Genomic DNA, 13,465 nt, shown 5'->3' with positions numbered 1-13,465 from the left:
CGACGGAAGGAGGTAGCGAGATGAGTTACCGACGCAGGGATGCCCGGCCGAGACTGGCACTGTGGATGCTCGTCGCCCTCGGCGATGTCGTCCTGCTGCTGCTCAGCGCCGGCGTGGCCGCGCTGGTCGTGTCGATCGCCGTCGTGACGGTCGCCGCCGCCGGGGTCGCCGCCTGGCGGCTGAGCCGACGGACCGCGATGCCCACCGCCACGGATGCCGTGACCATGCCGTTGACCAGCCGGAAGAGTGCCTGACCCGACGGGGTCCACGAACCGCGACGGCGGCAGCCGGACCAGCCATCGACCGTACGGTGATGACCGGTCCCGCTGCCGCCGAGCCGTGTCCGGGGGCGATCAGGTGTTGTTCGCCAGCGCGATCAGCCGGGAGCGGTCGCCGTTCCAGTAGTTGCGGTCGACGCCGCCACTGATCCCGGGGACGCTGCCGGTGCTGGTGTACTGCCAGAAGCTCCAGACCGGGGCGCCGGCCGGCAGGGTGCCCGGCGAGCTCGACCAGCGGGCCAGCCAGAGCGGGTGGTTGCCCCACGGGCCCGTCCAGCTGCCGGTGCACTGGTTCCACCAGCTCGTGGTGGTGTAGATGACCGCGTACCGGCCGGTGCGGGAGCGGTAGGTGTTGAGGAAGTCCTGGATCCAGTTGCGCATCCCGGTGGTGGACAGCCCGTAGCAGGTGCCGCCGCTGTACGGGTTGGCCTCGACGTCGAGCGCGGCCGGCAGGGTGCGGCTGTCCGCCGACCAGGCCCCGCCGTTGCTGGCGAGGTAGCCGGCCTGGGTGGCCCCGGAGGAGATGTTCGGCCGGGCGAAGTGGTAGGCGCCCCGGATCACCCCGGCGTTGTAGGCGTTGACGTAGTTGGCGTTGAAGTTCGGGTCCTTGTAGCTCGTACCCTCGGTGGCCTTGATGAAGGCGAACTCGATTCCGGCGTTGCGGGCACTGGTCCAGTTGATGGAGCCCTGGTAGTGGGAGACGTCGACGCCGGCGGTGGTGGCGGCGGCCGCGGGTCCGGCCGTGACGACGAGGGCCGCGGCCGCGGTGGCGGCCACGGTGAGACCGGCGGCGAACAGCCGGCGCAACGACAATCTGGTACGGGTCATGGATTCCTCCAGGGACGCCAATCGATTGACGCCAATCTTTGGAGATTCCTGCCCTTGATCGCAAGGGGCCCTAAGGAAACTTTCATCGACAACGGTCGAGTCGATGTGCGGTGATCCGAACCGGTCAGGGCAGGTCGGAGGTGGTATCAGACGGCGGGCTGGCTCAGCGCAGCGCGGCCGGGTCGAGCTGCCACCGGAACGGTTCGGCCAGGGTCAGCGTCTCGCCGGCCGACGTGGTGTTCCAGGGGAGTCGCGCTCACCGGCCCTCACCTCCCGTTCCGCTCGCCGCCCGGTCAGTCTCACACGATACGAGGCGACGACCGTCGAGCGACACGAACCGGCCGGGTAGGCTCCCCGGCCATGGTGTCGATCGACGGGCTGGGCGACCTCTGGGACCGGCTGTTCAGCGCCCAACCCGACCCGCCGCCCCTGCTGGTGGTGCTCACCGCCGTGGCCGCGCTGGTGGTCGTCGCGGTCCGGTCGTCCTGGCGGGTCGCCCGTAACGCGGTGACCATCGCCCACGAGGGCGGTCACGCCCTGGCGGCGCTGCTCACCGGACGGCGGCTGCACGGCATCCGGCTGCACTCGGACACCTCCGGCCTCACCCTCAGCGCCGGCCGCCCCACCGGCCCCGGCATGATCCTCACCCTGCTCGCCGGGTACGTCGCGCCGTCGCTGGTCGGCCTGGGCGGTGCCTGGCTGCTCGGCGGCAACCGGATCACCCTGCTGCTCTGGGTCGCGGTCGCGCTGCTGCTCGCCATGCTGCTGCTCGTCCGCAACGTCTTCGGGGTGCTGTCCCTGCTGGTCACCGGTGGGGTGGTGCTCGTCGTCTCCTGGTACGCCACCGCGCAGGTGCAGGCCGTGTTCGCCTGGACCTCGGTCTGGTTCCTGCTGTTCGGCGGCGTCCGGCCGGTCTTCGAGCTGCAACGGCTGCGCAGCCGGGGCCGGATGCCCGAATCCGACGCCGACCAGTTGGCCCACCTGACGCCCTTCCCGGCGCTGCTCTGGGTGTTCGTCTTCGGGCTGGTCAACCTGTTCGCCCTCGCCGTCGGCGCGGTCCTGCTCGCCGGTCCGTTGCTCGCCGAGGCGGGCATCCCGCTCTGACCCGGGACGCGCATCCCGCGCCGAACCCGGGGTGACCGGTGGCACCCCGGCGTCGGGTCGCCCACCTGGGCGGATGCGGGCAGAATCGGTCGGATGCGATACCTGATCATCGGAGCGGGCGCGGTCGGCGGCACCATCGGCGTACTGCTGGGGGAGGCCGGCCGGGACGTGACGCTGGTGGCGCGCGGGCCGCACCTGGCGGCGATCCGGCGCGACGGGCTCACCCTGCGCACCCCCGAACGGTCGGTGACCTGGCGGGGGCCGGCCACCGACGGGCCGGGGACCGAGCCGCTGCCCGCCGACACCGTGCTGGTGCTGACGGTCAAGTCGCAGCACACCTGGGCGGCCCTGGACACCTGGGCGGACGCCCCGGTCGCCGGCGGCGGTACGGCGGGACAGCGGCTGCCCCTGTTCACCGCGCAGAACGGGGTGGCCAACGAGCCCACCGCGCTGCGGCTGTTCGCGCACGTACATCCGGTCTGCGTGTGGCTGCCGGCCACCCACCTCGACCCGGGCGTGGTGATCGCCAGCGGCCACCCGTACCCGGGGATGTTGCACGTGGGCCGCTACCCGGGCGATGCCGACGACGTCGACGCGGCGGTGGCGGCGGACCTGACCGCCGCCGGTTTCCTCGCCCCCGTCCGGGACGACGTGATGCGGTGGAAGTACGGCAAGCTGCTCAACAACCTCGGCAACGGGGTGCAGGCCCTGCTCGGCGCCGGCCTGCCGGACTGGCTGCTCGACCGGGTCCGGGCCGAGGGGGCCGCCGTGCTCGCCGCCGCGGGCATCGCCCACCCCTCCGACGAGGAGGAACGCGCCGAACGCGGGGACCGGGTCGGCACCCGGCCGGTCGACGGGCAACCGCGCAGCGGCAGCTCCACCTGGCAGAGCCTGACCCGGGCGGCCGGCACCACCGAGGTCGACCACCTCAACGGCGAGATCGTGCTGCTCGGCCGCCGGTACGGGGTGCCCACGCCGGCCAACGCCGCCGTGCAGACGGCGGTCCGGCGGCTGGCCCGGGAACGCCGCCCCGCCGGCACCTTCCCGCTCGCCGAGCTGACCGACCTGCTGGAGCGGGCAGAATGACCGGCTGAGCACGCAACCCACCGGGGCGCGGCACGCGTGTCACCTCTGACCGCCACGGGGGAGGTAACCAGGGTGCCGGACGTCGACGGCTTCGACGAGTTCTACCGGGGCAGCCGGCAACGGCTGCTCGGCTTCGTCTACGCGCTCACCGGCAACCTGGCCGAGGCGCAGGACGCCGTGCAGGAGGCGTACATCCGGGCCTGGCAACGCTGGTCGACGGTGAGCGGCTACGACGACCCGGAAGCCTGGGTACGCGTGGTGGCCTCCCGGATCGCGGTGAGCCGGTGGCGCAGCCTGCGCAGCCGGGCCCGCGCCTACCTGCGGCACGGGGTGACGACCGAGAGCGTGCCCGGCCCCGGCACCGAAACCCTGGAGGTGGTCGCCGCCCTGCGGCAACTACCCGAGGAGCAGCGCACCGCGCTCGCCCTCTACTACCTGCTCGGCATGCCCGTGGCCGAGGTGGCCCGGGAGACCGCCGCCCCGGTGGGCACGGTCAAGGCCCGGCTCTCCCGGGGGCGTACCGCGCTCGCCGGGCTGCTCGCCGGTGGCGATCTGGAGGAGGTCCGATGAGTGAGGAGCTGACCTTCGTCGACCGGCTGCACCGGGACCTGCGCGAGGTCCGCTGGCCCGAGCCGGCGGAGCTGCGGGCCCGCGCCCGCCGCCGCAGCCGTCGTACGGCGGTGCTGTCGACGGTGACGGTGCTCGTCGTGCTGGCCGGTGCCGCCGTGGTGGCACGGGAGCGGCCCACCGGGCCGGCGACGCCCACCGCCCCGGTCGCGGCCCCCATGTCCGCCCCGGTTCGGACGGAGATCCCTCTCGATGCCCTGCTGACCCCCGCCGACCTGCCCACCAAGACCGGCGAGCGGCTCGGCGACACCGGCCTGGGGGAGGCCGTCCGGATCGACCCGCTGCTCGAATCGTGTGGGCGGGAACGCGACGTCAGCGCCCAACTGTCGGTGTCCCGCGCCTCCCGGTCGCAGACCCTGCTCCGCCCGACGACCCGGGCCGGCCGGCCGGCCACGCCCGTGCTCAGCCAGGACGTCTACCGCATCGACCTGCCCCGGGGGCGGTGGCTGTTCGGCGAGATCGACCGGCTGCTCAACGCCTGCGCCGAGTGGACCCTCAACGCGTCCACCCTCGCCGCCGACCAGCAGCCGGTGGCCACCGAACAGAAGCACCGTTGGGAGCCGGCGGCGCGGGACTTCGCCGGTGACCAGTCGGTGCTGCTGCGGCACGTCGCGCAGCAACCCCGGGCGCATACCGGCGGACGACCGGTCGGCGCGGCGGCGAGCATCGAGACCACCCTGGTGGTCCGGGTCGGTGACCTGGTCACCGTGGTGGTGCCCGCCCCGGACACGGTCGCCGACCGGTTCGACGGCACCGGGCCGGGGATGAGCCAGCCCGACCTGCTCGCGCTGGGCGGAACTGCCGCGAAACGCCTCTGCCCGGCCGCCGACACCCCCTGCTGATGCGTGGGGACGCCCCGATCCCGCGCGGCGGGGCGGCTACAGCGGGATGTTGCCGTGCTTCTTCGGCGGCAACGTCTCCCGCTTGGTCCGTAGCACCCGCAGCGCCCGGACGATCTGGGTCCGGGTCTCGTGCGGCGGGATCACCGCGTCGACGTACCCGCGTTCGGCGGCGACGTACGGGTTGGCCAGGGTGTCCTCGTACTCGGCGATCCGCTCGGCGCGGACGGCGGCCGGGTCCTCGGCGGCGGCCAACTCCTGCCGGTAGAGGATGTTCACCGCGCCCTGCGCGCCCATCACCGCGATCTGCGCCGTCGGCCAGGCGAAGTTGAGGTCCGCCCCGAGGTGCTTGGAGCCCATCACGTCGTACGCCCCGCCGTACGCCTTGCGGGTGATCACGGTGACCTTCGGGACGGTCGCCTCGGCGTACGCGTAGAGGAGCTTCGCGCCCCGGCGGATGATGCCGTCCCACTCCTGGCCGGTGCCGGGCAGGAAGCCGGGAACGTCCACGAAGGTCAGCACCGGGATGTTGAACGCGTCGCAGGTGCGCACGAACCGGGCTGCCTTCTCGGAGGCGGCGATGTCCAGGGTGCCGGCGAAGTGCATCGGCTGGTTGGCGACCACCCCGACGGGACGGCCCTCGACCCGGCCGTAGCCGACCACGATGTTCTGCGCGTAGAGCGGCTGCACCTCCAGGAACTCGCCGTCGTCGAGGACGTGCTCGATGACCCGGTGCATGTCGTACGGCTGGTTGGCCGAGTCGGGGATCAGCGTGTCCAGTTCCCGGTCGGCGTCGGTGACGTCGAGGTCGGTCGGCGCGTCGAGGACCACCGGCTCGTCGAGGTTGTTCGACGGCAGGTAGGACAGCAGCGCCTTGACGTAGTCGACCGCGTCGTCCTCGTCGGTGGCGAGGTAGTGCGCGTTGCCGCTGCGCGTGTTGTGGGTACGCGCGCCGCCCAGCTCCTCCATCGCCACGTCCTCGCCGGTGACCGTCTTGATGACGTCCGGGCCGGTGATGAACATGTGCGAGGTGCGGTCGACCATCACGGTGAAGTCGGTGACCGCCGGGGAGTAGACCGCGCCGCCCGCGCACGGGCCCATGATCAGGGAGATCTGCGGGATGACCCCGCTGGCCCGCACGTTGCGGAAGAAGATCTCGCCGTAGAGGCCGAGCGAGACGACGCCCTCCTGGATGCGTGCCCCGCCGGAGTCGTTGATCCCGACCACCGGGCAGCCGATCTTCATGGCCAGGTCCATCACCTTGACGATCTTCTCCCCGAAGACCTCGCCGAGGGAGCCGCCGAAGACGGTGAAGTCCTGCGCGAAGACGCAGACCTGCCGGCCGTCGACGGTGCCGTAGCCGGTGACCACCCCGTCGCCGTACGGGCGGGTGCGGTCCAGCCCGAAGTTGGTGGACCGGTGCCGGGCGAACTCGTCCAGCTCGACGAAGGAGCCCTCGTCCAGGAGCATGTCGATCCGCTCCCGGGCGGTCTTCTTGCCCCGCGCGTGCTGCTTCTCGACGCCGCGTGCGCCCGCGTGCACCGCCTCGTCGACCCGGCGCTCCAGGTCCGCCAGCTTGCCCGCGGTGCTGTGGATGTTGGTCCCGGTCTCGGTAGTCACCCTGGGAATATAACGATGGTTCAGGCCGACGCCGCTGTGCAGTACGCCTCAGTAGCTTCCGCCGGAGGCTGGTCGGGCGCGCGTGTCGACCGGGCCCGTAGGCTGGCGGGATGCCGGGTTCGCCGTACACCGATCTGGACCGACCGCCGCTGTCGGCGGCGCGGCTGTCCCGGGCGCTGACCGCGCCGTCGGGCCCCTGGCGTCGGCTGGACCTGCGGCCGGAGACCGGCTCGACCAACGCCGACGCGGCCGACGCCGCGCGGGCCGGCGAGCCGGAGGGCCTGGTCGTGGTCGCCGAGCGGCAGACCGCGGGCCGGGGCCGACGCGGCCGGGCCTGGCAGTCGCCGCCCCGGGCGGGTCTCGCGGCGAGCGTGCTGCTGCGGCCGGGCGAGCCCGTCGCCGACCGCGACTGGCCGCCGGCCGCCCCCACCGGGTACGGCTGGCTGCCGCTGCTCGCCGGGGTCGCGCTGGTCGAGGCGGTCTCCCGGCTGGCCGAACTGGACGCCGGTCTGAAGTGGCCCAACGATCTGCTGATCGGGGACGCCAAGTGCGCCGGCATCCTGGCCGAGGCGGTGCCGGCCGCCGGTGCGGCGGAACCCCCCGCGATCGTGCTCGGAGTCGGGTTGAACGTGACGCTGCGCGCCGACGAGCTGCCGGAGAACCCGACCGGGCTGCCGGCGACCTCGCTGCAACTCGCCGGGGCCACCGCGACCGACCGGGACCCGCTGCTGCGGGCCCTGCTGCGCGCGCTCGCCGACTGGTACGCCCGGTGGCGGCTGGCCGGCGGGGACGCCGACGCGTGCGGCCTGCGCGCGGCGTACCTGGCCTCCTGCGTCACCGTGGGCCGCCGGGTTCGGGTGCTGCTGCCCGACGGCACCGACCTGACCGGGCTCGCCACCGGGGTGGACGCCGACGGGCACCTGCTCGTCGACACCGCCGCCGGACAGCGCAGGCTGGCCGCCGGGGACGTGCTGCACCTGCGGTGACCGGCGGCCCACGGTCGGTTCGTGCGCGGGATGCACGGCGGTCCGCCCGGCTGATCCGGTGGGTCGCCCCGACCGGTTACGGTCAGCGCGTCCGATTGTCGCCGAGGAGGTTCCCGTGGCGTTCCCCGAAGACGTGCTCACCGAGGACGAGCACGTCGTCCTGCACCTGCACCCGCACTGGAAGGCGCTGTCGCGGCCGGTCCTGGTGCTGGTCCTCGGTGTCGCGGCGGTGGTGGCGGGCTGGCTCCTGCTGCCCGACGGCGACGGTGGCGCGCTCGTGCTCGCCGTGCTCGCCGGTCTGTTCCTGATCGCGGTGCTCTGGCTGGGGTTGTGGCCGTTCCTGGTCTGGCGCAGCACGCACTACCTGTTCACCAACGAGCGGGTGCTGCTCCAGGAGGGTGTCTTCTCCCGGCACCGGCGGGACCTGCCGCTGGCCCGGATCAACGACCACTCGATGACCCAGCGGTTCACCGAACGGCTGCTGGGTTGCGGCACGCTCACCATCGAGTCGGCCGGCGAGCGGGGGCAGTCGGTGCTCGTCGACGTGCCCCGGGTCGACCGGGTGCAGACCACCCTCTACGAGCTGGTGGAGGCGCAGCACGACAAGCACACGCTGGGCGACGGGGAGATGCGCGACATCCTGGCCGACATGCGCGAGGGCAAGCCGTTGCGGGACACCACCGGCTGATTCGGCGGCCCGCCGGCCCGGGTGTCCCCCGGGGCCGGTCAGGGGCGCGGCGTGCGGGGGGTGGTGCCGGCGTGCAGCTCGGCGGCCAGTTCCGCCCCCAGGTCACCGCCGGCGGCGGCGGGGCCTAGGGTGCCGCCCCGGCCCTGCTTGAACACCGGTTCGGCGGTCGGGGCCGGCGTCCCGGTGGCCGGGGTGGTGTGGTCCTCGGCCTGGCTCTGGGCCTCTTCCAGCTCGCTGACCGATTCGGCCAGCTCGGCGACCGGGTCCAGCTCGGCCATCGTGTCCCACTCGTCGCGCTTGATGGAGTGCCAGGTCTCCTCGGCGTGCTTGGGGACCGGCTGGAAGACGAAGGTCCGGTAGGACCAGAACCGGAACAGGGTGGCGAGCAGCACGCCGCCGGTCTTGGCCACGTTGAGCGCGAGCAGGCTGTTGAACCCGAGGCCGTACTTGGCGGCGGCGAGGACGCCGAGTTCGATGATCAGACCGGCACCGTTGAACAGGAAAAACAGGGCGTATTCGCGCTGGAGTGCCGCTTTCGGTCGATCCCGGTACGTCCAGTGACGATTCATCAGATACGACGTGATCGTCGCCACGATGGTGGCGATGACCGTCGCCTTCAGTTGACCGTCGACAAAAACGGTGAGTGCCAGAGCATTGAACACCGCGTAATTGATGACGGTGTTGACGCCCCCGACGATGCCGAATTTGAGCGCCTCGCGGATGAACTTCTGCCAGCGCTCGGGCAGCAGACGGACAAGACGCATGCGCAACACCTTAGGGCTGAGGACGGTGCCGGGAACTCCGGCTGGACGGGATGGGCGACCGGTCACGACCCGGACGACGGGTCGCTGGTCGCCTCCGTGACGGCGGGAGTTCCCGCTTCGACGAAGACGAACCGTCGGTACGACCAGAACCGGAACAGCGTGCCGAGGGCGGTGCCCACCACGTAGCTGGCGATGTTGTCGGCCAGCGGGGTGCGGAACACGCCGGGCCAGATGCTGCCCAGCCCGTACCGGCTGCCCGCCAGGCAGGCCACCGCGATGCCCAGGCCGACCGCGTTGAAGAAGAAGAACAGCGCGTACTCGCGGGCCGGATTGGAGCGGACCCGGTGCCGCCAGGTCCAGAACCGGTTGCCCACGAAGGCGACGGTCGCCGCGATCACCGTGGAGACGACCCGCGCGGTCACCGGCTCGACGCCGCGCCCCAGCGTGAGGTAGTTGAACAGCGCGAAGTCGACCAGGAAGGCCACCCCGCCCACGGTGGCGAACTTGCTCAACTCACGCAGCAGGTGGCCGAACCTGTCCAGCAGCGTACGAACCAGACCCGGGCGGGTCTGCGGGGCACCCGGCTGGTCCCCGGTCATCGTCGCGGCCACCTCGCGAGCGTACCGGTAACCGGCGTCGCGGACGGGGCGCCACCGGCGAGCCGCCGCCGCGCCGTGGGTCGACCCGGGTCCCCCGCCGTCCGCGGGGCGTTCCCGCGTCCGTCGACAGTTCGTCGAAGGATTTGCGTGAAAGTGCGCGTGAAAGCGGGTATCAGCTCGTGTTACCGCAGCCGGGCCGCACCTTGTGCAGTTCTTCACAACCAGTCCCACTGACTCGCGGGTCCGCCCGGTTTACGCTGAGGCCAATCCCAGGTTTCCACGAAGGCGACGCGGCCCGCGTCCGCCGAGACTCGTGCATCCCATAAATCGGTCAGCGTCGACCACAAGGAGATGAGTCATGGTTGCTCCGGCTACTGTGCGGGGGATCGATCAGGCCCCCACGACCCACCCCAAGCTGCTCGCCTGGGTCCGGGAGATCGCGGAACTCACCACCCCCGACCGGGTGGTCTGGGTGGACGGGTCCGACGAGGAGTGGCGGCGTCTCACCGACGAACTCGTCGACAACGGCACCCTCGTCCGGTTGAACCCGGAAAAGAAGCCGAACTCCTTCTACGCCCGCACCGACCCCACGGACGTCGCCCGGGTGGAGGAACGCACCTTCATCTGTTCCGTGGACGAGGCGGACGCCGGCCCCACCAACAACTGGATGGCGCCGGCCGAGATGAAGCGGACGATGACCGAGCTGTACCGGGGTGCGATGCGCGGCCGGACGATGTACGTCATCCCCTTCTGCATGGGCCCGGTCGAGGCCGAGAACCCGATGTTCGGCGTCGAGATCACCGACAGCCCGTACGTGGTCGCCTCGATGCGGATCATGACCCGGATGGGCGCCAGTGTGCTCGACGCGATGGGCGACGACGCCGACTTCGTGCACGCACTGCACTCCATCGGCGCCCCGCTCGCCCCCGGCCAGTCCGACGTCGCCTGGCCGTGCAACGAGACGAAGTACATCTCGCACTTCCCGGAGACCCGGGAGATCTGGTCCTTCGGCTCCGGGTACGGCGGCAACTCGCTGCTCGGCAAGAAGTGCTACTCGCTGCGGATCGCCAGCGTGATGGGGCGCGACGAGGGCTGGCTCGCCGAGCACATGCTGATCCTGAAGATCACCTCTCCGGAGGGGAAGGTCTACCACGTGGCGGGCGCGTTCCCGTCCGCCTGCGGCAAGACCAACCTGGCCATGCTGGAGCCGACCATCCCCGGCTGGAAGGTCGAGACCATCGGCGACGACATCGCCTGGATGCGGTTCGGCCCCGACGGCCGCCTCTACGCGGTCAACCCGGAGTACGGCCTGTTCGGCGTCGCCCCGGGCACCGACTGGAAGACCAACGCCAACGCGATGCGGACGCTGGACCGGGGCAACTCGATCTTCACCAACGTCGCCCTCACCGACGACGGCGACATCTGGTGGGAGGGCATGGGCGAGCCGCCGGCCCACCTGATCGACTGGAAGGGCAACGACTGGACGCCGGAGAGCGAGAACCTCTCCTCCCACGCGAACAGCCGGTTCTGCACCCCGATCACCCAGTGCCCGATCCTGGCCGACGACTACTTCGACCCGAACGGCGTACCGATCGACGCGATCCTGTTCGGCGGCCGTCGCCGGGACACCATCCCGCTGGTCACCGAGGCCCGCGACTGGGTGCACGGGGTGTACCTGGGCGCGACGCTGTCCTCGGAGACCACCGCCGCCGCCTCCGGCGCGGTCGGCGTGGTGCGCCGCGACCCGATGGCAATGCTGCCGTTCATCGGCTACCACGCCGGCGACTACTTCAACCACTGGATCGAGATGGGCAAGGGCGTCGACGGCGACGCCGCCAAGCTGCCCAAGATCTACTACGTGAACTGGTTCCGCAAGGACGCCGAGGGCAACTTCCTCTGGCCCGGCTTCGGTGAGAACTCGCGGGTGCTCAAGTGGGTCGTCGAGCGGATCGAGGGCAGCGCCGACGCGGTCGAGACCCCGATCGGCATGGTCCCGACCGCCGACGCGCTGGACGTCGACGGGCTCGACATGACCCCGGAGGACGTCCGGATCGCCCTCAAGGTCGACCCGCAGGAGTGGCGTAACGAGCTGCCGCTGGTCACCGAGTGGTTCGAGAAGTTCGGTGACAAGCTGCCGGCCGTCCTCTGGTCGGAGCTGGACGCGCTGCGCGCCCGGCTCGACGCGGAGCAGCCCCGGTAACAGGTGTGCCGGTCGCCCGTACCGGGCAAGACCGCAAGTCATGAGGACGGCCGCCGTGACCCCACCGGTCCGGCGGCCGTCCGCCGTCCGGGTGCTGACCACCCTGCTCGCGTCGACCGCCGCCGCCACCGTCGCGGTCGAGCTGCTCAACTGGTGGTACGCCCCGGAGCAGGAGTTCGGCCTGGCGGTCCGCACCGGTTGGGCGATGCTGCGGTCGCTGGGTTTCCTGGTGCTGATCGGGCAGGTGAACCGGGGGCGGGCCGGGGCGAGGCCGTTCGGGCTGATCCTCGCCGTGACCACCGTCTTCGCGGTCGGCCGGCTGGTGGTGCCCCGGCAGGGAGTCCCACCGCTGCCCGGCCTGGTCGGCTTCGCCGTGCTCACCGCGCTCTGCCTCGCCGTGGTCGTGCTGCTCTACCGCAGCGACGCCGTCGCCGGGCACCTGGTGCGCCACCGCAAGGGCCTGGTCGTCGAGGGCGGGACGATCACCTGGCGGGAGGTCGCCCCGAAACGCCCCCAGGTCACCGCCTGGCTGCTGACCAGCCGGGTGGCCGCGTTCACGTACAGCCCGCTGATGCTGGTGCCGGCGCTGGTGGCCGGCGGTGCGGTGCTGGACGGCCGGCTCGCCGTCGTCCCGGTGGTGCTGGCCTGGTTCGCCGCCGGCATCGTGGTCAGCTACCTGGTGCTGTTCTGTACGGCGTTCCTGCTGCGCGGCAGGCGGTGGGCCCGCCGCCTGCTGGTGACGATCACCCTGGGCGTGCTCGCGGTGAACCTGCCGCTGTGCTGGTGGCTGCTCGGCCTGGACGGCCTGATCCGCGACGGCGCACCCCTGCTGGCCGCGGCCACCCTGGCCCTCTACGCCCTGCACCGCGCCCCCGACACCCCCACCGTCCCGCCCCGGTGAGACCGCACGCCCCGCCCCCGCCCCGGCGCCGGTGATCAAGAGATTTCGGTCAGTGGACGGCCCGCCGACGACGTATTTCTCTTGATCACGCACGGAGTGCGCCACCGAGGCACTGATGTTCGGTGTGGGTCGCTACCCTGCAAGGTGATGACTCTGCGGAAACTCCTCTACTCCGTCTACGAGCGCCGGCTGACGGCCAGGCTCGCGGGTCGACCGGTGCCCCGCCACGTCGGCGTGATGTGCGACGGCAACCGCCGGTGGGCGCGGGAGATGGGCCTCGTCGACCCGAACGACGGGCACCGGATGGGTGCCGAGCGGATCAAGGAGCTGCTGCGCTGGTGCGACGCGGCCGGTGTCGGCCACGTCACGCTCTGGCTGCTCTCCACCGACAACCTGTCCCGGCCGGCGGAGGAACTCGACCCGCTGCTCCAGATCATCGAGGATCTCAGCACCGAGCTGGCCGAGGAGGGCAACCCCTGGCGGCTACGGATGGTCGGCGCGCTCGACGTGCTGCCCACCCAGCACGCCCAGGCGCTCAAGGCCGCCGAGGAACGCACCCGGGAACGCACCGGCGGCGCGCAGGTCAACATCGCCGTCGGCTACGGCGGCCGGCGCGAGATCACCGACGCGGTGCGGTCGCTGCTGGTGGAGCACGCGGCCAAGGGTGGAACCATCGAGGAACTGGCCGGCACGCTGGACGTCGACCACATCTCCGAGCACCTCTACACCCGGGGCCTGCCCGACCCGGATCTGATCATCCGGACCAGCGGCGAGCAGCGCCTGTCCGGTTTCATGCTCTGGCAGTCGGCGCACTCGGAGTTCTACTTCTGCGAGCTGAACTGGCCCGACTTCCGGCGGGTCGACTTCCTGCGCGCACTGCGTTCCTACGGCACCCGGCAACGCCGCTACGGCACCTGACCCGCCGCCGCGCCCCGCCCCCGGCAG

14 protein-coding genes are annotated in these 13,465 nt (G+C 71.8%); 10 read left to right on the top strand and 4 right to left on the bottom strand.

Features of this window, described 5'->3' with window-relative positions:
* Window positions 1–20 precede the first annotated feature (20 nt).
* Window positions 21–254, top strand: a complete 234-nt coding sequence (locus tag ACN265_RS27230) for a hypothetical protein (protein WP_088643959.1) — start codon at window positions 21–23, stop codon at window positions 252–254.
* A 99-nt stretch (window positions 255–353) separates the two neighbouring features.
* Here ACN265_RS27230 and ACN265_RS27225 read toward each other — a convergent pair whose 3' ends face one another.
* Window positions 354–1,106, bottom strand: a complete 753-nt coding sequence (locus ACN265_RS27225; protein ID WP_421410472.1) for a GH25 family lysozyme — start codon at window positions 1,104–1,106, stop codon at window positions 354–356.
* Between the two features lie 360 nt (window positions 1,107–1,466).
* Between ACN265_RS27225 and ACN265_RS27220 the strand changes: the two genes are divergently transcribed.
* The 4 genes from ACN265_RS27220 to ACN265_RS27205 all read left to right on the top strand — a co-directional run bounded on the left by ACN265_RS27220 (window position 1,467) and on the right by ACN265_RS27205 (window position 4,765).
* Window positions 1,467–2,210, top strand: a complete 744-nt coding sequence (locus tag ACN265_RS27220; RefSeq protein ID WP_357929141.1) for a M50 family metallopeptidase — start codon at window positions 1,467–1,469, stop codon at window positions 2,208–2,210.
* A gap of 93 nt (window positions 2,211–2,303) precedes the next feature.
* On the top strand, window positions 2,304–3,296 hold the full coding sequence (locus ACN265_RS27215) for a ketopantoate reductase family protein (RefSeq protein ID WP_421410470.1): 993 nt from the start codon (window positions 2,304–2,306) through the stop codon (window positions 3,294–3,296).
* A gap of 72 nt (window positions 3,297–3,368) precedes the next feature.
* On the top strand, window positions 3,369–3,866 hold the full coding sequence (locus tag ACN265_RS27210) for a SigE family RNA polymerase sigma factor (RefSeq protein WP_204927473.1): 498 nt from the start codon (window positions 3,369–3,371) through the stop codon (window positions 3,864–3,866).
* Window positions 3,863–4,765, top strand: coding sequence for a hypothetical protein (locus ACN265_RS27205; protein WP_421410467.1), 903 nt, complete (start codon window positions 3,863–3,865; stop codon window positions 4,763–4,765). Before ACN265_RS27210 ends, ACN265_RS27205 begins: the two co-directional genes overlap by 4 nt.
* 36 nt (window positions 4,766–4,801) lie before the next feature.
* Here the strand turns inward: ACN265_RS27205 and ACN265_RS27200 are convergent, their stop codons facing one another.
* Window positions 4,802–6,382: an acyl-CoA carboxylase subunit beta gene (locus ACN265_RS27200; RefSeq protein WP_421410465.1), complete on the bottom strand. Its 1,581-nt coding sequence runs from the start codon at window positions 6,380–6,382 to the stop codon at window positions 4,802–4,804.
* A 110-nt stretch (window positions 6,383–6,492) separates the two neighbouring features.
* Here ACN265_RS27200 and ACN265_RS27195 point away from each other — a divergent pair, with 110 nt between their 5' ends.
* Both ACN265_RS27195 and ACN265_RS27190 read left to right on the top strand, forming a co-directional pair.
* Window positions 6,493–7,368: a biotin--[acetyl-CoA-carboxylase] ligase gene (locus ACN265_RS27195; RefSeq protein WP_421410463.1), complete on the top strand. Its 876-nt coding sequence runs from the start codon at window positions 6,493–6,495 to the stop codon at window positions 7,366–7,368.
* Between the two features lie 115 nt (window positions 7,369–7,483).
* Window positions 7,484–8,056 (top strand): PH domain-containing protein, encoded by a 573-nt coding sequence (locus ACN265_RS27190; protein ID WP_420119445.1) that lies wholly within the window; start codon window positions 7,484–7,486, stop codon window positions 8,054–8,056.
* Window positions 8,057–8,094: 38 nt separating this feature from the next.
* Here ACN265_RS27190 and ACN265_RS27185 read toward each other — a convergent pair whose 3' ends face one another.
* Window positions 8,095–8,820, bottom strand: a complete 726-nt coding sequence (locus ACN265_RS27185; RefSeq protein WP_420119444.1) for a GtrA family protein — start codon at window positions 8,818–8,820, stop codon at window positions 8,095–8,097.
* A gap of 62 nt (window positions 8,821–8,882) precedes the next feature.
* Complete coding sequence (locus tag ACN265_RS27180) at window positions 8,883–9,419, bottom strand: GtrA family protein (protein ID WP_232378585.1); 537 nt, start codon at window positions 9,417–9,419, stop codon at window positions 8,883–8,885.
* A gap of 358 nt (window positions 9,420–9,777) precedes the next feature.
* Between ACN265_RS27180 and ACN265_RS27175 the strand changes: the two genes are divergently transcribed.
* The 3 genes from ACN265_RS27175 to ACN265_RS27165 all read left to right on the top strand — a co-directional run bounded on the left by ACN265_RS27175 (window position 9,778) and on the right by ACN265_RS27165 (window position 13,438).
* On the top strand, window positions 9,778–11,619 hold the full coding sequence (locus ACN265_RS27175) for a phosphoenolpyruvate carboxykinase (GTP) (protein WP_204927480.1): 1,842 nt from the start codon (window positions 9,778–9,780) through the stop codon (window positions 11,617–11,619).
* Window positions 11,620–11,659: 40 nt separating this feature from the next.
* On the top strand, window positions 11,660–12,520 hold the full coding sequence (locus tag ACN265_RS27170) for a hypothetical protein (RefSeq protein ID WP_421410459.1): 861 nt from the start codon (window positions 11,660–11,662) through the stop codon (window positions 12,518–12,520).
* A 147-nt stretch (window positions 12,521–12,667) separates the two neighbouring features.
* A complete protein-coding gene (locus ACN265_RS27165) occupies window positions 12,668–13,438 on the top strand; it encodes an isoprenyl transferase (protein WP_363654124.1) in 771 nt (256 codons plus the stop codon).
* The last annotated feature ends 27 nt before the right edge of the window (window positions 13,439–13,465 follow it).

This window comes from Micromonospora sp. WMMD730, from assembly GCF_049178955.1.
GTDB lineage: Bacteria > Actinomycetota > Actinomycetes > Mycobacteriales > Micromonosporaceae > Micromonospora > Micromonospora wenchangensis.
This window is presented reverse-complemented; position numbering and strand designations above follow the sequence as displayed.

Coding starts and splice junctions, on each gene's coding strand:
- ACN265_RS27180 (WP_232378585.1), bottom strand. CDS start 9,419: ATGACCGGGGACCAGCCGGGTGCCCCGCAGACCCGCCCGGGTCTGGTT.
- ACN265_RS27195 (WP_421410463.1), top strand. CDS start 6,493: ATGCCGGGTTCGCCGTACACCGATCTGGACCGACCGCCGCTGTCGGCG.
- ACN265_RS27215 (WP_421410470.1), top strand. CDS start 2,304: ATGCGATACCTGATCATCGGAGCGGGCGCGGTCGGCGGCACCATCGGC.
- ACN265_RS27165 (WP_363654124.1), top strand. CDS start 12,668: ATGACTCTGCGGAAACTCCTCTACTCCGTCTACGAGCGCCGGCTGACG.
- ACN265_RS27185 (WP_420119444.1), bottom strand. CDS start 8,820: ATGCGTCTTGTCCGTCTGCTGCCCGAGCGCTGGCAGAAGTTCATCCGC.
- ACN265_RS27170 (WP_421410459.1), top strand. CDS start 11,660: ATGAGGACGGCCGCCGTGACCCCACCGGTCCGGCGGCCGTCCGCCGTC.
- ACN265_RS27220 (WP_357929141.1), top strand. CDS start 1,467: ATGGTGTCGATCGACGGGCTGGGCGACCTCTGGGACCGGCTGTTCAGC.
- ACN265_RS27225 (WP_421410472.1), bottom strand. CDS start 1,106: ATGACCCGTACCAGATTGTCGTTGCGCCGGCTGTTCGCCGCCGGTCTC.
- ACN265_RS27205 (WP_421410467.1), top strand. CDS start 3,863: ATGAGTGAGGAGCTGACCTTCGTCGACCGGCTGCACCGGGACCTGCGC.
- ACN265_RS27175 (WP_204927480.1), top strand. CDS start 9,778: ATGGTTGCTCCGGCTACTGTGCGGGGGATCGATCAGGCCCCCACGACC.
- ACN265_RS27230 (WP_088643959.1), top strand. CDS start 21: ATGAGTTACCGACGCAGGGATGCCCGGCCGAGACTGGCACTGTGGATG.